At 72.5% G+C, this 17,534-nt stretch carries 20 protein-coding genes; 9 read left to right on the top strand and 11 right to left on the bottom strand.

Annotation, left to right across the window (positions count from 1 at the left end):
• Positions 1 to 67: 67 nt before the first annotated feature.
• On the top strand, positions 68 to 1,855 hold the full coding sequence (locus tag AB0C35_RS15195) for a DUF2207 domain-containing protein (RefSeq protein ID WP_358455284.1): 1,788 nt from the start codon (positions 68 to 70) through the stop codon (positions 1,853 to 1,855).
• Between the two features lie 60 nt (positions 1,856 to 1,915).
• Here the strand turns inward: AB0C35_RS15195 and AB0C35_RS15200 are convergent, their stop codons facing one another.
• Entirely contained in the window at positions 1,916 to 2,470 is a 555-nt protein-coding gene (locus tag AB0C35_RS15200; RefSeq protein ID WP_358455287.1) for a hypothetical protein, read from the bottom strand.
• Between the two features lie 96 nt (positions 2,471 to 2,566).
• Here AB0C35_RS15200 and AB0C35_RS15205 point away from each other — a divergent pair, with 96 nt between their 5' ends.
• The 3 genes from AB0C35_RS15205 to AB0C35_RS15215 are packed head-to-tail and all read left to right on the top strand — an operon-like array spanning position 2,567 to position 4,949.
• On the top strand, positions 2,567 to 3,262 hold the full coding sequence (locus tag AB0C35_RS15205; protein WP_358455290.1) for an FCD domain-containing protein: 696 nt from the start codon (positions 2,567 to 2,569) through the stop codon (positions 3,260 to 3,262).
• Positions 3,259 to 4,506 carry an MFS transporter gene (locus tag AB0C35_RS15210; RefSeq protein ID WP_358455293.1) on the top strand — a complete coding sequence of 416 codons (1,248 nt, stop codon included), beginning with the start codon at positions 3,259 to 3,261 and terminating at the stop codon, positions 4,504 to 4,506. Before AB0C35_RS15205 ends, AB0C35_RS15210 begins: the two co-directional genes overlap by 4 nt.
• Positions 4,507 to 4,547: 41 nt before the next feature.
• On the top strand, positions 4,548 to 4,949 hold the full coding sequence (locus AB0C35_RS15215) for a hypothetical protein (RefSeq protein ID WP_358455296.1): 402 nt from the start codon (positions 4,548 to 4,550) through the stop codon (positions 4,947 to 4,949).
• Here AB0C35_RS15215 and AB0C35_RS15220 read toward each other — a convergent pair.
• Together AB0C35_RS15220 and AB0C35_RS15225 are read right to left on the bottom strand one after the other, a co-directional pair.
• Positions 4,936 to 5,931 carry an asparaginase gene (locus tag AB0C35_RS15220; protein WP_358455299.1) on the bottom strand — a complete coding sequence of 332 codons (996 nt, stop codon included), beginning with the start codon at positions 5,929 to 5,931 and terminating at the stop codon, positions 4,936 to 4,938. The genes AB0C35_RS15215 and AB0C35_RS15220 overlap by 14 nt on opposite strands.
• Before the next feature lie 17 nt (positions 5,932 to 5,948).
• Positions 5,949 to 6,776 carry a 3-keto-5-aminohexanoate cleavage protein gene (locus AB0C35_RS15225; RefSeq protein ID WP_358455302.1) on the bottom strand — a complete coding sequence of 276 codons (828 nt, stop codon included), beginning with the start codon at positions 6,774 to 6,776 and terminating at the stop codon, positions 5,949 to 5,951.
• A gap of 20 nt (positions 6,777 to 6,796) precedes the next feature.
• Between AB0C35_RS15225 and dtd the strand changes: the two genes are divergently transcribed.
• The gene (dtd, locus tag AB0C35_RS15230) at positions 6,797 to 7,222 is read left to right on the top strand and encodes a D-aminoacyl-tRNA deacylase (RefSeq protein WP_358455305.1); all 426 of its coding nucleotides are present in this window, start codon (positions 6,797 to 6,799) and stop codon (positions 7,220 to 7,222) included.
• A gap of 28 nt (positions 7,223 to 7,250) precedes the next feature.
• Here dtd and AB0C35_RS15235 read toward each other — a convergent pair whose 3' ends face one another.
• The 4 genes from AB0C35_RS15235 to AB0C35_RS15250 form a co-directional block, all read right to left on the bottom strand.
• Positions 7,251 to 7,739, bottom strand: a complete 489-nt coding sequence (locus tag AB0C35_RS15235) for a hypothetical protein (protein ID WP_358455308.1) — start codon at positions 7,737 to 7,739, stop codon at positions 7,251 to 7,253.
• A 79-nt stretch (positions 7,740 to 7,818) separates the two neighbouring features.
• The gene (locus tag AB0C35_RS15240; protein WP_358455310.1) at positions 7,819 to 8,808 is read right to left on the bottom strand and encodes a folate-binding protein; all 990 of its coding nucleotides are present in this window, start codon (positions 8,806 to 8,808) and stop codon (positions 7,819 to 7,821) included.
• Between the two features lie 10 nt (positions 8,809 to 8,818).
• The gene (locus AB0C35_RS15245; RefSeq protein WP_358455313.1) at positions 8,819 to 9,235 is read right to left on the bottom strand and encodes a transcriptional repressor; all 417 of its coding nucleotides are present in this window, start codon (positions 9,233 to 9,235) and stop codon (positions 8,819 to 8,821) included.
• Positions 9,236 to 9,628: 393 nt separating this feature from the next.
• Positions 9,629 to 10,114, bottom strand: a complete 486-nt coding sequence (locus AB0C35_RS15250) for an FABP family protein (protein WP_358455316.1) — start codon at positions 10,112 to 10,114, stop codon at positions 9,629 to 9,631.
• A gap of 109 nt (positions 10,115 to 10,223) precedes the next feature.
• Here AB0C35_RS15250 and AB0C35_RS15255 point away from each other — a divergent pair, with 109 nt between their 5' ends.
• The 3 genes from AB0C35_RS15255 (at position 10,224) to AB0C35_RS15265 (ending at position 13,212) form a co-directional block, all read left to right on the top strand.
• Positions 10,224 to 10,877, top strand: a complete 654-nt coding sequence (locus AB0C35_RS15255; protein WP_358455319.1) for a GIDE domain-containing protein — start codon at positions 10,224 to 10,226, stop codon at positions 10,875 to 10,877.
• Between the two features lie 156 nt (positions 10,878 to 11,033).
• Positions 11,034 to 11,396 (top strand): DsrE family protein, encoded by a 363-nt coding sequence (locus tag AB0C35_RS15260; RefSeq protein ID WP_358455322.1) that lies wholly within the window; start codon positions 11,034 to 11,036, stop codon positions 11,394 to 11,396.
• 802 nt (positions 11,397 to 12,198) lie between these two features.
• Entirely contained in the window at positions 12,199 to 13,212 is a 1,014-nt protein-coding gene (locus AB0C35_RS15265) for a TerC/Alx family metal homeostasis membrane protein (RefSeq protein ID WP_358455325.1), read from the top strand.
• Positions 13,213 to 13,235: 23 nt separating this feature from the next.
• On the opposite strand, the gene AB0C35_RS15270 is transcribed toward AB0C35_RS15265, so the two are convergent.
• The 4 genes from AB0C35_RS15270 to AB0C35_RS15285 all read right to left on the bottom strand — a co-directional run bounded on the left by AB0C35_RS15270 (position 13,236) and on the right by AB0C35_RS15285 (position 16,340).
• A complete protein-coding gene (locus AB0C35_RS15270; protein WP_358455327.1) occupies positions 13,236 to 13,955 on the bottom strand; it encodes an SDR family oxidoreductase in 720 nt (239 codons plus the stop codon).
• Between the two features lie 11 nt (positions 13,956 to 13,966).
• Positions 13,967 to 14,758 carry a helix-turn-helix transcriptional regulator gene (locus AB0C35_RS15275; protein WP_358455694.1) on the bottom strand — a complete coding sequence of 264 codons (792 nt, stop codon included), beginning with the start codon at positions 14,756 to 14,758 and terminating at the stop codon, positions 13,967 to 13,969.
• Between the two features lie 177 nt (positions 14,759 to 14,935).
• A complete protein-coding gene (locus AB0C35_RS15280) occupies positions 14,936 to 15,475 on the bottom strand; it encodes a DinB family protein (protein ID WP_358455329.1) in 540 nt (179 codons plus the stop codon).
• 139 nt (positions 15,476 to 15,614) lie between these two features.
• Positions 15,615 to 16,340, bottom strand: coding sequence for an SDR family oxidoreductase (locus AB0C35_RS15285; RefSeq protein ID WP_358455332.1), 726 nt, complete (start codon positions 16,338 to 16,340; stop codon positions 15,615 to 15,617).
• 111 nt (positions 16,341 to 16,451) lie between these two features.
• Between AB0C35_RS15285 and AB0C35_RS15290 the strand changes: the two genes are divergently transcribed.
• Complete coding sequence (locus AB0C35_RS15290) at positions 16,452 to 17,300, top strand: LysR family transcriptional regulator (protein WP_358455334.1); 849 nt, start codon at positions 16,452 to 16,454, stop codon at positions 17,298 to 17,300.
• Positions 17,301 to 17,534: the final 234 nt, after the last annotated feature.

The raw sequence follows: 17,534 nt of genomic DNA on the forward strand, positions 1-17,534 counted from the left end.
GCGGCGGGGGGTACTGACCAGCCATAGCAGGGAATCATCGCATGCATTGCCGATAGCATTTGCGGCCATGTCTGCTCTTGCGGGGTTGTTCCGGATGCGGTCGGTCGTTTTGGCGTTGTCGGCCATGTCGCTTCTGCCGGTGTTGACCTGCACTTCCGCGGCCGCGGCGGAGGTCGCGCGGGCGCCGGAGGCCGGGCCGGAACGGGCCGCCGCGCCGGAGCGGGCCGCGGCGGAGCGGGTGCTGAAGGACCAGGCCGTCCTCACCGCGGAGCAGGGCGGTGTGATCCGGGTCAAGGAGACGATCGTCTACCGGTTCGCCGGGCACAAGGGCTTCGAGCGGACGTTCCCGACTCGGAGCCACGAAAGTCTCAGCGAGGACCGCGTCCACCGGCTGTCGAACCTGCGGGCGAGCAGCCCCGACGGCGGGCCCACGGCGGTCACCACGTCCGTCGAGGACACCCGGACGACCGTCAAGGTGACCGGCGGGGAGAAGCTGACCGGCGACCGCACGGTCGTCCTGGAGTACGACGTGCGCGGCGCGATCACGCGGATGGGGCAGGCGGAGGAGCTGCGCTGGCCGGTCATCGGCGGCTGGAAGGTCCCCGTGGACCACGCGCGCGCGACCGTGGACGCCGGCGCGGCGATCCGCAACGTCAACTGCTTCTTCGGGCCGATCGGCAGCACCGTCGGCTGCACGCAGTACTACATGAACCACACGCACACGCAGGGCGTCTACGCGCAGCAGGGGATGCTGCCGGGCGAGTACCTCACGGTCGTCGCGGGCCTCCCCGTGGGCACGACCGGCGGGCAGGCCATCTACGAGCGGCGCCACACGGTCGCGACGGCGTTCTCCGTCAACGCCGTCACCGGCGCCGCGCTGGTGGGGCTGCTGGTGCTGCTCGGCGCCGGCCTCGCGGGCCTCTACCTGCTGCGCGGACGCGACGCGCGGGTCGTGGGCAAGAAGGCCGCCGAGGGCGACCACCCGCCCGTCTCCGGGACGGAGTTCGAGCCGCCGGACGGCGTGCGTCCCGGGCAGATCGGCACGCTGATCGACGAGCAGGCCGACGTGATCGACGTGACGGCGACGATCGTCGACCTCGCGGTCCGCGGGTACCTGCTGATCGAGGAGGAGGACCGGGCCCGGACCGGACGCCTCGACTGGACGCTGCGCCGGCTGGACCGTCCCGTCGCCGACCTGCTGCCCTACGAGCGGATCCTGCTGGACGCGCTGCTGACCGCCCCGGACGGCACCGGACGCGACGCGGTCAAGCTGTCGGAGCTCGGCGGGACGTTCGCCACGAAGCTCTCCCAGGTGCGATCCGCGATGTACGACGACGTGGTGAAGCAGGGCTGGTTCGCGCGCCGTCCCGACACGGTCCGGTCCCGGTGGACGGTCGCGGGGATCCTCGTCACGGTCCTCGGCATCGCCGGAACCGTCGCGCTGGCGCTCACGACCGAATGGGCCCTCGCCGGGCTTGCGCTGATCATCGCGGGTGCGGCGCTGGCGTACGGCGGCCAGTACATGCCCGCCAAAACCGCGCGCGGCGCGACCGTCCTCGCGCACACCATCGGTTTCCGCGCGTTCCTGGAACGCGGCGCCGTCCCGGACGGCGACGAGACGGCGTCCCGGCAGCGGATCGCGTTGTTCTCGCGTTTCCTGCCGTACGCGGTCGTGTTCGACACCGTCGCGAAGTGGGCCGAGACGGTGAAGGACGCGGGCGAGCGGGCCGAGGGCGCGGACAACCTCTACTGGTACGAGGGCCCGGCCGAATGGGACCTGTCGAAGTTCGCCGAGTCGATGCGGACGTTCACCCTCGCCACCTCGGGTTCGATCTCGCAGTCGCGCGGCATGTGACGGGCCGCGTCCGGCGGCGCGCGGCGGACCCGCGGTGACCGCCGGGAGGGGTCTCGGCGGTCACCGCGGGCTCGGACGACGCCCGCCGGGTGGGGTGCGGGGCATGGGGGCCGGCTCCGGCGGGCGTCGCGTTCCGGTGTTTCGCGGCGGCGTGCACTGATGTCCGTGTAAGCGTCCCTTCCCCCGTTCGCGTGGCTTGCCGCGCCTGCCGCGCTTGCGCCGCCTGCCGCCGAGGCCGCGGGGGCGCGGCCCGCCCTCCCCGGCTTCCCGCGCTGCACGTGCAACCTCGCGCTCACGGGCGCCCTCGCGTTCACGGGCGTCCTCGCGTTCACGGGCGCCCTCGCGTTCACGGGCTTCCTCGATGTGCTGGACGACCTGCCGGTGGGTGACCGACGGGGCCGGGTCGCGGCGCGTCCGCTGGGACGGGCTGCCCTGGATGACGCCGCCCTGGACGGGCCCGCGGTGCGGAAGGCCGGTGTTCCCGCCCCGGGGACGCCGCGGCTTGCGGGAGGTCATCAGCGTGATCGTGATCCAGGCGGCGAGCGCGAAGAAGATGGCGATCGGACCGATGACGAAGAAGGCGGTGTCGCCCAGGTTGTCGGCGTTGGCGAGCATGGAGACACCTCCTCGCCGACGCCTCTACCCGACGTCAGGGGCTTAACCGTCACAAAGCGCCGTAAGATGTCTGACGTCTTACTCAAGGGGGGTTTCGTGGGTTTGAGTCCCGTGGCCGGCGGGTCGACCGTGGACGCCGTGCTCGACCAGCTTCAGGCGCAGGTCAGCGGCGGCTCGTGGCCGGTCGGCGAACGCATCCCGGCCGAGCACGACCTGGCCGCGCAGCTCGGCGTGAGCCGTCCCGCCGTCCGGGAGGCGATCCGGGCGCTGACGCACGTCGGGGTACTGGAGGTGCGGCGTGGGGACGGGACGTACGTCCGCAGCTCCGCCGACCCGCGCCCGCTGCTGCGCCGGGTGGCCCGCGCGTCCATCAGGGACTTCTTCGAGGTGCAGCTCGCCTACGACGTCCAGGCGGCGCGCCTCGCCGCGCGGCGCCGCACCGGGGCCGACCTCGCGCGGCTGGAGGAGCTGCTCCGCGCCCGCGACGAGGCCACCGAGGCGGACGAGTTCGGTGCCGCGGACGCCGCCTTCCACCTGGGCGTCGCGGAGGCATCCCGCAACCCCGTGCTGATCGAGGCGATGCGCTTCTTCATCGACCGGCTGCGCGAGTCGATGCGCGACATCAGGCTCGACCGCGAGGTCCCCGAGGCCGGTCCCGCCGCCCACCGCGCCGTGCTGGACGCGATCGCGGCGGGCGACCCGGGGGCGGCGGCGTCGGCGGCCGCCGCGGTCGTCGAGCCGACCCTCGCCGTCCTGGAGACCCTCGCCTCGCGTGACGGGGTGCAGCGGTGACGGGGCGGCGGGCCGGGCTCGCCGGATCGCTGCTGATGATCGTCCTGGTTGCGGTCAACCTGCGGCCGGCGATCGCGGCGATCGGGCCGGTGCTGACCGAGATCAGCGACGAGTTCCGGCTGTCGGGGGCGGCGGCGGGCGCGCTGACGACGGTGCCGCTGGTGTTCTTCGGCGCCTACGGGCTGATGGCGGCGTTCCTGCGCCGCGCCCCGCGCGGCGAGACGCTCCTGGTCAGCGCGATGGCGCTGCTCGTCGCGGGGATGGCTCTGCGGCTGCTGGACGCGCCGTTCCCGCTGTTCGCCGGGTCGCTGGTCGCCGGGATCGCGATCAGCATCGGCAACATCGCGATGCCCGGGATCATCAAGCGGGACCATCCGACCAGGATCACCACGGTGACGGCCGTCTACACGGTCGCCGTGACGGCCGGCGCGTCGATCTCGTCCGGGCTGGTCGTGCCGGTGGAGCACGTCTTCGACTCCACGTGGCGGCTGCCGCTGGGCCTGCTGGTGATCCCGGCGGCGCTCGCGGGGCTGCTGTGGGTGCCGAGGGCGCGCCGGGCGGCGCACGCGGCGCGGTCGGCGCCGCCCGCCGCCGCCCCGCGCGGGTTGGCGGCGCAGGTGTGGCGGTCCCGGCTGGCCTGGCACGTCACGGTGTTCATGGGCCTGCAGTCGCTGCTGGCCTACGTCGTGCTCGGCTGGCTCCCCACGATCTGCCAGGACCGCGGGATGGACGAGGCGCCCGCCGGATACGTGCTGGCCCTGTCGGCGGCGATCCAGGCGGTGGGGTCGCTGACCGTCCCGGTGCTCGCGAGGCGGACGCGTGACCAGCGTCCTCTGGTGCTCACCACGGCGACGCTGAGCAGCGTGGGGTTCATCGGGGTCACCTGGGCGCCGATCGAGTCGGTGTGGTTGTGGGCGGTCGTGCTCGGCCTCGGCCAGGGCGTGGGGTTCGCGACCGCGCTGTCGTTCATCGGCCTGCGCGCCCACAACGCGCACGTCGCGACGCAGCTGTCGGGGATGGCGCAGGGCATCGGCTACCTCATCGCCGCGGTCGGCCCGCTCGCCGTCGGCGCGCTGAACGACGCCACCGGTGGATGGAGCGTTCCGATGGCCGGTGTGCTGGTCGTCTGCGCCGTCATGACGGTGCCCGGCCTGGCGGCGGGACGCAACCGCTCGGTGGGGGCGCCCGCCGAACCACCTCCCGGGACGATTAGGACGGAAATTAGCGGACACACCCCTAATTGACCCCGTGCGAGGCCGTTACCCCCACCGGGAGGTGGACCGAAATGCTCGCCACGATCCTGGCTGAACCGACCCTGGCCGAAACGGCGCCGACCGGCAACTGGTTCTGGGCGTGGATCATTCCCGTGGTGGCCGTGGTCGCGCTGTCCGCCCGGCTCTTCATGACGGTCTCGGCGTCGTCCCGGACGATCCACCCCGACCGCAGGAACGACCAGGACAACCACCGCGGCATGGAGCAGGGCGGCCTGTACACCTACCGGCCCGGCATGTTCTCCCACAGCTACCCGCCGGCCAAGGAGTCGCAGGCCGAGGAGTTCCGGCACGACAACCCGCAGCCCGGACGGGAGCCGAAGAGCCCGTGGCCGGACGGCGTCCTGTACGAGCAGACCGTCTTCAAGGAGGAGTTCGAGGAACTCAAGCCCAAGCGGGGCGCTAGCCGGGCGTGAAGGCCCCCGGAGTCGGGCGGACGGCGCCCACGACGCCGTCACCGCCGCGCACCTCGACCACCGCCAGCTCGTCCAGCATCGCATGGTCCACGCCGTCCTCCCCGTCCACGCCGCCCCCCTGATGGACGCCGAGGGCGCGCAACAGCGCGACCGTGACCGGCGTCCGGGCCCGCATCGCACCGTCGTCGATCTTGACGGCGCCGGCGCGCCCGTCGGCGGACGCGAACGCGTCCACGCCCTCCGCGCCGCACTTGACCAGCAGCCCGGGGACGGCGTCCATGAGCTGCCGTTCCTCGCGCCGCGTGCCGGACGTCCACTGCGGGTGCGTCCGCATCGCGTCCGCGACGCGCCGTTCGGGCGTGCCCGGCCCGGCCACGACGAGCGCGCGGAACGCCCGCGCCACCCCCACCGTGGAGACGGCGAACAGCGGCGCGCCGCAGCCGTCGACGCCGACCGCCGCGACCGGTTCCCCCGCCATCTCCCCGACCGTCTCCCGGACGGCGAGCTGCAGCGGATGATCGGCGTCCAGGTACGACGCCGTGGGCCACCCGGCGGTGACGCACGTCGCGAGCATCGCGGCGTGCTTGCCGGAGCAGTTCATGCGCAGCCGCGACGCCCCGCCGCCGGACCGCGCGACGTCCTGCTGCGTCGCCGGGTCGAGCGGCCAGCTCTCGGGGCAGCGCAGGTCGGCGGCTCCGAGCCCGGCCCCGGCGAGGATCTTCTCCACCCCTTCGAGGTGGAAGTCCTCGCCCGAGTGGCTGCCCGCGGCGACCGCGAGGAGCTCGCCGTCCAGGTCGAGCCCGGACCGCAGCATCGCGACCGCCTGCATCGGCTTGTTCGCCGAACGCGGGAAGATCGCCACGCCGGGGTCCCCGGCCCGGACGGCGACCGTCCCGTCGGCGGCGAGCCCGACCGCCGCGCCGCGATGCCGCGACTCCACGAACCCCGACCGTTCCACCTCGACCAGCACAGGATTGATCATGCCTGCGTCTTCCCCGGTCAACGGGGCTTGATGCCTAGCAGCGCGCGGGCGTCCGCGGAGGCCATCGGGGGGCGCTGCGCCAGCTCGGCGGCCTGCGCGGCGCGTTCCACGAGCTGGACGTTCGCCGTCACCGGCCGCCCCTTCGCGAACGTGACCGTGTCCTCCATGCCGACCCGCAGGTGCCCGCCCGCCGACAGCGCGGCGAACAGCACCGGCAGGGACGTCCGGCCGATGCCGGTCGCCGACCACGTCGCCCCGTCCGGGAGCGCCTCGACGGCCGCGACGAGCGTCCGCGCGTCCCCCGGCATGCCGCCCGGCACGCCCATCACCAGGTCGCAGTGGACGTGCCCGCCGTAAGGGAGCCCGTGCTTGTCCAGCAGCCGGCGCAGCGCCGCGACCTGGCCGAGGTCGAACAGCTCGAACTCGGGGACGACCTCCATGGCCTGGGTGCGCTGGTAGAGCTCCGCCATGAACGGCCACGGGTTCATGAACACGTCGTCGCCGAAGTTGACCGTCCCGCAGGTCAGCGAGCACATGTCGGGCTCGGCGTCCAGGACCCGCAGCCGGTCCTCGTACGGGTCGGTGACGGCGCCGCCCGTGGACAGCTGCACGATCAGTCCCGTGCTCTCCCGCAGCGCCCGCACCGTGTCCCGCAGCCGGGACGGGTCGAGCGTCGGCCGCGCGTCGTCGTCGCGGATGTGCACGTGGATCACGGCCGCGCCCGCGGCCTCGCACTCCTTGGCCGTCTGAACCAGTTCCTCAAGGGTGACGGGCAGGGCCGGAACGTCCGCCTTGGCGGACTCCGCGCCCGTGGGCGCCACCGTGATGAGCGTCGTTGCTCCCATACGCGGCAGAATGCATGGTCATGCGTGCCGTAGTCCAGAGGGTGAGCCAGGCCAGCGTGTCGGTGGACGGACGCGTCGTGGGCGCGATCGACGGGCCGGGACTGATGGTCCTCGTCGGCGTGACCCACGACGACGACCCCGGAAAGGCCCGCAGGCTGGCCTCGAAGCTATGGGGGCTGCGGATCCTGCAGGACGAGAAGTCGTGCTCCGACGTGAACGCGCCGCTCCTCGTGGTGAGCCAATTCACTCTCTACGGGGACGCCCGGAAGGGCCGCCGCCCCACCTGGACGGCCGCCGCGCCAGGCGCGGTGGCCGAACCCCTCGTAGAGGCGGTCGTCCACGAACTGAAGGCCCTCGGCGCCAAGGTCGAGACGGGCGAGTTCGGCGCCGACATGAAGGTAGCCCTCGTCAACGACGGCCCCATCACCCTGATCGTCGACATCTGACGCCCCCTCGGCCCGGCCCCCGGACGGGTCAGCCGAAGCCGTAGATGGTGCCGATGAGGGCGGCGATCGTGCCGAGGGCGGCGAGCAGGATGAGGGAGCGGTCGACGGGGGTGAGGCGGCCTCGCACGTCCGGCGAGTGCACGACGACGCCGGTCTCGGGGTCCGCTTCCTCGTCGTTCTTCTGGAACGGGTTGCGCAGCCCGGCGAGCCGCCACAGCGCGTCGTTCTTCAGCCGCTGGTGGCCGGACCCGCAGGCGAACAGCCGGCCGCGGACGCGTTTGGTGCAGGGATGCCCCTGGCGTTTCAGGACCCGGCACAGCGTCGGGACGAGCAGGAACTCGTACAGGCACCAGGTCAGCAGTCCGAGCAGCGCGACCCGCCACGACTGGAGCCACCAAGCCGTCCCGGCGAACGCGGCGAACAGGGCCCACCACAGCAGCGCGGACTCCCGGCGAGGGAGCCGCCGGGCGCCCTTCCTGGCCGCCGGCGGCTCCTCATTCCCCAGGTTCGGGACCATCGGTAGGAATTCACCTTCCCCGGGCGGCGGCCAGTTAGAAATCGTCCTATCAGACGATATTGCCCCCGGGGTCGGCGATCTACCCGTGTTTCGCGGGCCGGCGGCGAAGCTGGATCTGCGCGTTCGCTCCGGTGTCCGGTGACACGACGACCTCCTGCGCCGCCGCGACGCCGCCCGCCAGCAGCTCGGCGTCCACCGGGACGTTCCGCTTGACCAGCGCGAGCGCGACCGGCCCCAGCTCGTGATGCCGTGCCGCCGACCCGACGAACCCGACCTGCCTGCCACCCGGGATCTCCACCGGGTCGCCCGGCGCGGGCAGCCGGTCGACGCTCCCGTCCAGGTGCAGGAACACCAGGCGGCGCGGCGGCCGCCCGAGGTTGTGGACGCGGGCGACCGTCTCCTGCCCCCGGTAGCAGCCCTTGTTCAGGTGGACGGCGGTCTCCACGTACCCCGCTTCGTGCGGGATCGTCCGGTGGTCGGTGTCCACACCCGAACGCGGGCGGTGCTCGGCGATGCGGAGCGCCTCGTACGCCCACATCCCCGCCGGGCGGAGCCCCTCCGGGAACTCGCCCCGGGGGACGACGCGGGTGACGGTGCCGGCGACGTCCGGCCAGGCGAGCCCGTCCGGCTCGTCCGGCGTGCCGGGCCCGGTGATCACGGCGTAGGCGTCGGACACGTCCTCGACCTCGACGCGGAGCATGAACCGCATCCGGTCGAGGAACTCCGCCAGCGGCGCCGCGGCGCCCGGCTCCACATGGGCCCAGACGGCCTCGCCGTCGTCGATCAGGAAAAGATGATGTTCGATGTGCCCGTTGGGGCCGAGCAGCAGCGCCTCGGTCGGCTCGAACGGCTTCAGCCCGTCCAGGTGCTGGCTCAGCAGGCTGTGCAGCCAGCTCAGCCGGTCCGGTCCGGAGACCTTGACGACGCCCCGGTTGCTCCGGTCGACGAACGCCGTCCCGTCGACCAGGGCGCGTTGTTCCTGGGAGGGCTCCCCGTAGTGGGCGGCGACCTCCTGGTCGGGCGCGTCGGCGGCGACGGCTCCGTGCGTCTGCAACAGCGGGCTCTTCATGGTGACCAGGCTACGTCGCGCGGCAGTCCTTGCACCGCCCGTAGACCGTGAGGTGGTGCACGTCGGTCGCGAAGCCGAAGTCGCGCTCCAGGACGTCCGCCAGCCCGGACGCCGCGCGGGGGTCGACGTCCTCCACGTTGTGGCAGCCGCGGCACACCAGGTGGATGTGCTCGGCCTCGGCGGCGATGTGGTAGTTCGGCGGCCCGTGCCCGAGATGTGCGTGCTTGACCAGCCCGAGCTCTTCGAGCAGCTCAAGCGTCCGGTACACGGTGGAGATGTTGACGCCGCGGGCGGTGCGCTGCACCTCGGTGCAGATCTCCTCGGGGGTCCCGTGCTCCAGGTTGGTGACCGCCTCGAGGACCAGCTGGCGCTGGGGGGTGACGCGGTACCCCTTCGCCCGCAGCTCCTCCTGCCACGACTCGACCATGTACCCGAGTCTAGAACCCGTACCGGCGTTCCGATCCCGGGCCGGGCTCCCGTCGCGGGAAACCGGCTTGCCTCTCCGCGCGGCGCTCGCATAGCGTGCGAGTACGCGCGAAAGGAGGTGGTCCAGGAAATGATTGATTCTAGGGCTCGCGAGGTGGCTGTCCGCTAGTCGCCGTTCCGCCTCGGCGCCGCCGCCTCCGGGCGGTGGCAACCGGTCGCGACGGTGACCGGCGAATTCCAGGCAGTTACCCGGTCCCCGGACCGATGGACCCGTCCTGTCCATCGCCCGCCGTAAGCGGGAAGGTCCGGGGATCGTTCATGTCCGGGGTGACGCGGCCGGCCCGGAGGCGTGGCCGGCCCGGGGACACGGCGGGCCGCCATCGCGGCGGGAGCGTCAGGCGACCCGCTTGAGCTGGGCCGACAGGTGGGACTGGAGCTTCTGGCCCATGGCCGCCATGTCGTAGGCCCAGCCGAGGTCCTCGCCGATCATGCCGTACAGGCGGTGCCCGGCCGTCACCTCCTTGGCCGTCTCCGTGCGGGCGACGACGTCCGTCTCCAGCTCCACCCGGCTGAACGCGACGGTTCCGACGTAGATCTCGACGATGCCCGTCGGGTGCGCCAGCGTGACCTCCACCCCGTTGCCGGGACCGGGCCTCCAGTAACCGGTCTCCGTGGCCAGCCGCCGCCCGAGCGTGCCGTCCTCCTCGATCAGCCAGGTCCGGCTCGCGTAGATGAGGAAGGGCTTCCCGATATGGGTGAAGGACAGCTCCTGCCCGAAGTTGAACGACTCGATCGTGGGATAGCCGCCGACGCCGGCGCCCTCCCAGGTGCCGAGGAGGAACTTCAGCGGCTCGAGGTCCGGGTGCAGCTCAGGATCCATGGACACCGAGCGTAGCGGCGCGCGCGCCTCCGCGTCCCGCGGGTGATCCCACCCGAAGCGGGACGGATGTCCCTGTCCGGGGGCTTGTCCCGGTCCAATCATTGGATTCGTGTTCTTTCTCTTCTTCGGGATCATCGCCGCCGGCTTCTTCGTCGTCGGCTGGGTCTGGCGCATCCGCTTCAGGAACCTGCGCCGCGCGATCACGACGAGCTGCGCCGGTGTGGCCGCCCTGAACGGCGTGCCGTGCCAGGTCACCGGGACGGCCCAGGCCGTCCATTCCGCACCGTTCTCCGGCACGCCCTGCGTCTGGTACCGGGTCCGCGCCACCGCCAAGACCACGACGGGCAAGAGCGTCTTCATGGACGAGAAGTCCAAGGCGCCCTTCTACCTGCAAGACGAGACGGGATACTTCACCGTCGATCCAGAGGACGCGGCCGTCGACGCCGCCGTCCAGACGATGGACGAACGCAGACCCACGAACGGGGACCTGCCGGGCCTCCCGGGCAAAACCGACCAGGTCAAGCACTACCACTACGAGGAATGGATCCTGCCGCCCGGTGAGCCTCTGTACGTCCTCGGCACCGCGACGGGCACGTCGATCGGCAAGGACAAGGAGACCGGCCAGTACAGCATCAGCACGCGGACCCGCCGCCAGTTCGCCCGGCGCGCCCTGCTGTTCACGGCCATCGGCTACGGCGGTGGCGCGCTCATGCTGGTCTTCAGCGCCGTGGCGGTCGTCCTCGACGCCATGGAAGACGACTGAGGCGCCCCGCGGGCCCTACCTCAGCCGCCCGAGGCGGATCGCCAGGAGGACGGCGGCGACCGCCATGAGCCCGAGGACGAGGACGAGGATCCCCGCGTTCACCATCCCACCCATACCGCGAGATGCTACGCGGGACGCCGGGGTTAGAGTGCGACTATGGCGAGACCACTGGTGATCAAGGTGACGGCGGGCGCGGACGCTCCCGAGCGCTGCAACCAGGCGTTCACGGTGGCCGCCGCCGCCGCGGCGAGCGGCGTTCCCGTCTCCCTCTGGCTGACCGGCGAGGCCGCGTGGTTCTCCCTGCCGGGGCGGGCCGCCGGGTTCTCGCTACCCCACGCCACTCCCCTGGACGATCTCCTGACCGTGATCCTCACCGCCGGGCGCGTCACGCTCTGCACCCAGTGCGCGGCCCGCCGCGACATCGGACCGGACGACGTCCTGCCCGGCATCCGCATCGCGGGGGCGCCCACCTTCGTCGAGGAGATCACCATGGACGACGTCCAGGCGCTCGTCTACTGAAGGCCGCCCGCCTGCCGAAGGCCGCCCGTCCACTGAAGGGCGCGGGTCTGCCGATGGGCGCTCGTTCCCGGACGTCGCCAGCGTCCTGCGGGCGGACGCGGCACCGAGGGCCAGGCCCGCCGTGGCGGCGCCGGCCAGGCCGAGCATGAGGTCCCCGATCGTGTCGCGGTAGATGGACACGCTCTCCGGGGTGTCGAGGATGAAGACGCCGTACTCGAAGAACTCCCAGAGAATCGCTGCCGCGGCGCCCATGCCGGCGCAGCACAACGCCAGCGTCCACGACCTGACGCCGCCCCAGCGCCGCAGGGCCAGGCCGCCCGCGGCGCAGAGCAGCGCCCAGTTCCCGAAGTGGCAGGCGTCGTCGAACCACGTCACGGTGTCGTACAGGTCGGCGGCGTTGCCCGCGACGTCGATGAGGAACGGCGCCGTCACGAGAAGGTCGATGTCCCACGGGAACGCCCTGCCCCGGCCGCGCAGCGCCCAGATCAGGGTGACGAGCATGACGGCGGCCGGATAGGCGGCCACGCGGGCGCCCATCGCCTTGTCCGCGAACCGGTCCCACTCGGGGAACACCACGGCGAGCGCGAGGAGGACGGCCAGGGCGGCCTTGGCGAAGAGCGCGAGGGGACGCCAGCGCGAAGTATCCATGCCCGCAGCCTCGCCGCCCGAAGGGTGCCGCACATCGGCGCAGGTACTCAGGTTCACCTGAGTGTCACCGCCGCGCGGACGACCGGATCTACGGTAGAAGAGGCCCAGAACGGATATAGGAGAGCCGACGCCTCGCACCGACTGGAGCCGCTGGATGGTCGAAATATCCGCGGGGGCCTGGGTCGCGACGATCGCTCTGGTCGTCGCGCTCTTCGTCCTCGATCTCGTCGTCGCCGTCCGGCGCCCGCACGCGGTCGGGATCAAGGAGGCGACCTTCTGGTCGATCTTCTACATCGCCGTCGCGCTGCTGTTCGGCCTCGGTGTGTGGGCGTTCATCGGGTCGACGGCCGGCACGGAGTACTACTCCGGCTACATCGTCGAGAAGAGCCTGTCGGTCGACAACCTCTTCGTCTTCGTGATCATCATGGCGCGGTTCGAGGTCCCCGCCGAGTACCAGCAGAAGACGCTGCTGTTCGGCATCGCGGCCGCGCTGATCCTCCGCGCCATCCTCATCGCGATCGGCGGCGCGGCGATCAGCCTGTTCTCCTTCACGTTCCTGATCTTCGGCCTGGTGCTGATCTGGACGGCGGTCCAGCTCATCCGGCACCGCGACGAGGAACCCGACGTCGAGGACACCTTCCTGGTCCGCCGGGCCCGCAAGCTCTTCCCGCTGAGCGACGACTACCACGGCGGCCGGATGCTCGCCCACGAGAACGGCCAGCGCGTCGCGACGCCGCTGCTGCTGGTGTTCGTCGCCATCGGCAGCACCGACGTCCTGTTCGCCCTGGACTCCATCCCCGCGGTGTACGGCATCACCCAGAGCGCGTTCCTCGTCTTCGCCGCCAACGCGTTCGCCCTGCTCGGCCTGCGCGCCCTCTACTTCCTCATCGAGGGGCTGCTGGAGCGCCTGGTCTACCTGACGATCGGCCTCTCGGCGATCCTCATCTTCATCGGCGTCAAGCTGATCATGCTGTTCCTGCACGAGGACGTCTCGGAGTCGATCCCCGAGATCCCGACGCCGCTCTCCCTGGTCGTGATCCTGCTGATCCTGGTGGTCACCACCGTCGCCAGCCTGGTCCGCGTCCGCGCCCACCCGGAGGAGAAGGCCAAGCCCGGTTCCCTCCGCAAACGCAAGAAGCGTGAGGAAGAGGAGCGCGCCTCCCGCTGACCCGCCGGCCGGGCCGAAGCCGGCTAGAGGAGGAGGCCGCCGGTGGCGCGGATGTTCTGGCCGGTGATCCAGCGGGCGTCGGGGCCGGCGAGGAACGCGACCACGTCGGCGACGTCGGCGGGCCGTCCCAGCCGGCCGAGGGCGGTGAACGCCGTGGTCTGCTCCAGCGCCTCCGGCGGGTTGGTGGCGCGCAGCAGGTCCGTGTCGGTCGGACCCGGCGAGACGGTGTTGACCGTTATGCCCCGCGCCCCGAACTCGCGTGCGGCGACGGCGGTGACCTGTTCCAGCGCCGCCTTGCTCGCGGAGTACAGCGCCAGGCCCGGGACGGGCAGCGCCGTGTTGAGCGTCGAGACGTTGACGATGCGGCCGCCGTCGCGCAGCAGCGGCTCGGCCCGGCGGATGGCCAGCAGCGGGAACTTCGCGTTCACCGTCATCACCCGGTCGAACAGCTCGGCGGTGATGTCGCGGATCGGGGTGGGCGGGTTGACGGCGGCGTTGTTGACGAGGATGTCGAGCCCGTCGGCGACCGGCTCGAACAGCGTCTCCACATTGGCGGGGTCCTCCTGGTCGGCACGGACCGCGACCGTGCCCGCGACGTCCCGGACGAGCGCGTCGGCGGCGGCCTCGTCGTCCCGGTAGCTGAACACCACCCGCGCGCCGTCCCGGGCGAGACGCCGGACGATGGCCTGGCCGATGCCCCGTGAACCGCCCGTCACCAGGGCCGTCTTACCGTTGAGCGTCATGGCTCCGAACGCTAGCCGGTGAGCCGCTCGGCGTATTGAAGGAATGCGCACAGCTCGGTCGGCGTGATCCCCGCCATCGCACGGACCTCGCGGTTGAAGTGCGGCTGGTCGGCGTACCCGCAGGCGACGGCGTCCTGGAAGGTGCCCGCCGGCGCGCTGAGCACCTGCGCGGCCCGCTGGAACCGCGCGACCCGCCCCACCGTCTTGGGGCTCAGCCCGATCTCCCGCCGGAACCCGGTCTCCAGCCTGCGCCGGCTGACGCCGAGTTCCGCGGCCAGGCTCCCCACCGCGATCCGGCCGGCGGTCTCCTGAAGCCGCCACCACCCGCGGGTCGCGGGGCCGTCCGGCCGCACGTCCGGACGCAGCCACGCGGTGAACAGATCGTCCAGCACGGCGAACCGCGCCGCCGGGCCCGGTACGGCGGCGAGCCGCTCCGCCAGTTCCCCGGCACGGCGGCCGAGGATGTCGCTCAACGGGACGGCCGCACCGGTCATCGCGTGCATCGGCGCCCCCAGCAGGGCCCGCGCCCCGGCGACCGTCAGCCCGACCGTGACGCCCCGCCGCCACCGCGCCTCCCCGTACACCATCGGCGCGGCCCGCGCCCCGAAGAGCAGCGGTTCCGGCCCGTCCAGGTCGACGATCAAGGTGATGAGGTTCAGCGGCAGCACCCTGCGCTGCGCGTCACCGGGCGTCCCGGCGCGAAAGGCCCCGTATCCGGCGACGTACGGCCGCAGCCCCGGCGCCGCCCGCCGGGCGACGGTCGCGCACCGCTCGTCCCCGACCCGCACCAGCACCGAATGCACCTGCGTCAAACCGCACCTCTCACGCCCACGTCCGGCATCGACCACACTCCACCATGATCGTGAGGTCGTCGAGAGCGGTCCGCCGCCCCGGCAACCTCGGGCGAGGACGCCGCCGGGACGCGTCGCCGCCGGCGTGCGGCGCGGCGCGATCGCCCGGCCGCGGCTCGTCTCCCCCGGTCAGCCCATGCTCTTGGCGCCGTCCAGGGACTCGCGGATGATGTCGGCGTGCCCGGCGTGCTGGGCCGTCTCGGCGATGATGTGCATGAGCGCCCGGCGGGCCGACCACTGCGTGTCCTCGAACCACGGCGCCTTCGGCAGCGGCTGGGCCGCGTCCAGATCGGGCAGGGTGGCGACCAGTTCGTCGGTGCGGCGGGCGACCTGGGCGTAGGCGTCCAGCACACCGGCCAGCGTCTCGCCGGGCAGCATGCGGAACTCGGCGGCCCGCTGCGCGAAGTCGTCCTCGGTCATCTCGTCGAAGTTCCCCATCGCGGACGGGCCGTCCACGATGAAGTTCGCCCAGTTCCGCTCGACCGTGGCGACGTGCTTGATGAGGCCGCCCAGGCACAGCTCGCTGGCCGTCGGCCGCAGCCCGGCCTGCTCGTCGCTGAGGTCGCGGGTGGTGAAGCGCAGGAAATGCCGGTGCTTGGCCAGCATCGCCAGCAGGTCGGCGCGCTCGCCGGTGACGGGCACTTCGGTGATCGGGTCGTCAGCGGTCATGGTCCCCACCTTCGGTCGGTTCGTTCTCCGTCGGACGACCATCACGCTAGGGGCGGTAGCGGCCAGTTCCTGACCTGAATCGACGAGGCATCACGAACATGTGGTCCGAAGCGGTGATCGGCCGGGCCTCGTCCGTCCGTCACCAGGGCACCACCCCGTCGTCGTCGAAGAACCCGCCGGTCGGTCCGTCGTCGGGCAGGGTCGCGAGCCGGATCGCGATCGCCGCGCCCTGTTCCGGGGTCCGGACGCCGCGGAATCCGTTGAGGTCGGTCGCGCAGAAGCCGGGGCATCCGGCGTTGATCAGGATGCTCGTGTCGGCCAGTTCCTTGGCGTACTGGACGGTGACGGCGTTGAGGAACGTCTTCGACGGCGCGTACGCGACGCCGATCGGCCCCGTCTCGGCGCCGGGAGTGGACTGCCGGGTGAGGGAGCCGACGGTGCTGGACATGTTCACGATCCGCGGCGACGCCGAGCGGCGCAGCAGCGGCAGCATCGCGTTGGTGACGCGGATGACGCCGACGACGTTGATCTCGACCGCCGTCCGCACGGCCGCGAGGTCGGCCCGGGTGGGCTCCTGCGCCCCGCCGCCGGTCACGCCGGCGTTATTGACCAGCACGTCGAGGCGGCCGGCGCGCTCCTCGACCAGCCCCGCGGCGGCGGCCGCGCTCGCGTCGTCGGTCACGTCGAGCGGCACGCCGAACGCGTCGACGCCGGCCGCGCGCAGCTTGTCCACGGCGGCTTCCCGGCGCCGCTCGTCCCGGGCGCCGACGCCGACGCTCCAGCCGAGCGTGCCCAGACCGGCCGCGATCTCGTACCCGATCCCCTTGTTCGCGCCGGTGATCAGCGCGATCGTCTGTTCGCTCATGCGGTCAATCCTGTCCCGAGTCCGGACGGGACCTCCAACACCGTCTGGGTGGGCAGCGATACCTCCCGGGTATCGATTCAGAATCGGGCGGCCCGCCGGTACCGTGGCGGCATGGAGACGCGGGAGCTGCGGTACTTCGTCGCCGTCGCGGAGGAACTGCACTTCGGGCGGGCCGCGCAGCGGCTCGGGATCGCGCAGCCGCCGCTGTCGCGGGCGATCCGGCAGCTCGAACGGCGGCTTGGGGCGACGCTCCTGGAACGCAACAGTCGCACGGTCACGCTGACCGAGGCCGGGTCGGTGCTGCTGCGCGAGGGCCGGGCGGCCCTCGACGCGGTCGACGCCGCCGACCGCCGCACCCGCCGCGCCGCCCTCGCCGCGACCGGCAACCCGGGGCTGGTCCTGGTCACGAAGGCCGGAGCGTCCAGCGAACTGCTGGCGAAACTGCTCGACGCCTACGCCGCCGAACCCGGCGCGGCCACCGTCGACGTGCTCCTGTGCGGGCCCGGCGAACAGGAGCGCCTGCTGCGCGACGGGCGGGCCGACGTGGCACTGCTGCACCGGCCCTACGACTCGACGGCCGGGTTCGACACCGAGGAGCTGTCCACGGAGGGGCAGGTCGCGGTCCTGCCTGCCGCGCACCCCCTGACCGGCCGGGCCCACCTGCGGATGGCCGACGTCACCGCGCTGCCCGGCCTGCCGCTGCCGCGCTGGCCCGGCCCCGACGGCACGTACCCGGACGGCCCCGGTCCCCCGGTCCGCGACCATGCGCAGCTGTACCAGCTGATCGCGCTCGGCCGCGCCTCGGCGGTCCTGCCCGAGTCGTGCCGGTCTCACCGGGACCCCGGCATCGCCACCGTGCCGCTGCTGGACGCGCCGACGGTGACGACGGTGATCGCGTGGCCGCCGCACAGCCGCTCCCGCGCCCTGGCCGGCCTGATCCGCGCCGCCGTCCGGCTCTGACCGCGCGAACGCCGCGCGCTTCGGCCGCCCCGGCACAGCTCGCCGGCCGCCGGCCGCAGCCCGGCCTGCTCGTCGCCGAGGTCGGGGGTGGTGAAACGCAGGAAAATGCCGGTGCCCGGCCACTTCCCGGCCTGAATTGCCACGGAATCGGATACATGACGAACAGCGGCAACGCCGAGGTGCGGCCGCCATCACTTCTGCACACCCACCGGTACCGGCCCGGCGCCGAGCCGG

The organism is Spirillospora sp. NPDC048819 (genome assembly GCF_040650055.1).
Lineage (GTDB): Bacteria > Actinomycetota > Actinomycetes > Streptosporangiales > Streptosporangiaceae > Spirillospora.

What these genes read in the sequence shown, in the direction of transcription:
- AB0C35_RS15260 (WP_358455322.1), top strand. Translation starts at nt 11,034, where the DNA reads ATGGCGAGACCACTGGTGATCAAGGTGACGGCGGGCGCGGACGCTCCC.
- AB0C35_RS15235 (WP_358455308.1), bottom strand. Translation starts at nt 7,739, where the DNA reads ATGGTCCCGAACCTGGGGAATGAGGAGCCGCCGGCGGCCAGGAAGGGC.
- AB0C35_RS15240 (WP_358455310.1), bottom strand. Translation starts at nt 8,808, where the DNA reads ATGAAGAGCCCGCTGTTGCAGACGCACGGAGCCGTCGCCGCCGACGCG.
- AB0C35_RS15220 (WP_358455299.1), bottom strand. Translation starts at nt 5,931, where the DNA reads ATGATCAATCCTGTGCTGGTCGAGGTGGAACGGTCGGGGTTCGTGGAG.
- AB0C35_RS15285 (WP_358455332.1), bottom strand. Translation starts at nt 16,340, where the DNA reads ATGAGCGAACAGACGATCGCGCTGATCACCGGCGCGAACAAGGGGATC.
- AB0C35_RS15200 (WP_358455287.1), bottom strand. Translation starts at nt 2,470, where the DNA reads ATGCTCGCCAACGCCGACAACCTGGGCGACACCGCCTTCTTCGTCATC.
- AB0C35_RS15215 (WP_358455296.1), top strand. Translation starts at nt 4,548, where the DNA reads ATGCTCGCCACGATCCTGGCTGAACCGACCCTGGCCGAAACGGCGCCG.
- AB0C35_RS15195 (WP_358455284.1), top strand. Translation starts at nt 68, where the DNA reads ATGTCTGCTCTTGCGGGGTTGTTCCGGATGCGGTCGGTCGTTTTGGCG.
- AB0C35_RS15225 (WP_358455302.1), bottom strand. Translation starts at nt 6,776, where the DNA reads ATGGGAGCAACGACGCTCATCACGGTGGCGCCCACGGGCGCGGAGTCC.
- AB0C35_RS15265 (WP_358455325.1), top strand. Translation starts at nt 12,199, where the DNA reads ATGGTCGAAATATCCGCGGGGGCCTGGGTCGCGACGATCGCTCTGGTC.
- AB0C35_RS15245 (WP_358455313.1), bottom strand. Translation starts at nt 9,235, where the DNA reads ATGGTCGAGTCGTGGCAGGAGGAGCTGCGGGCGAAGGGGTACCGCGTC.
- dtd (WP_358455305.1), top strand. Translation starts at nt 6,797, where the DNA reads ATGCGTGCCGTAGTCCAGAGGGTGAGCCAGGCCAGCGTGTCGGTGGAC.
- AB0C35_RS15280 (WP_358455329.1), bottom strand. Translation starts at nt 15,475, where the DNA reads ATGACCGCTGACGACCCGATCACCGAAGTGCCCGTCACCGGCGAGCGC.
- AB0C35_RS15270 (WP_358455327.1), bottom strand. Translation starts at nt 13,955, where the DNA reads ATGACGCTCAACGGTAAGACGGCCCTGGTGACGGGCGGTTCACGGGGC.
- AB0C35_RS15250 (WP_358455316.1), bottom strand. Translation starts at nt 10,114, where the DNA reads ATGGATCCTGAGCTGCACCCGGACCTCGAGCCGCTGAAGTTCCTCCTC.
- AB0C35_RS15290 (WP_358455334.1), top strand. Translation starts at nt 16,452, where the DNA reads ATGGAGACGCGGGAGCTGCGGTACTTCGTCGCCGTCGCGGAGGAACTG.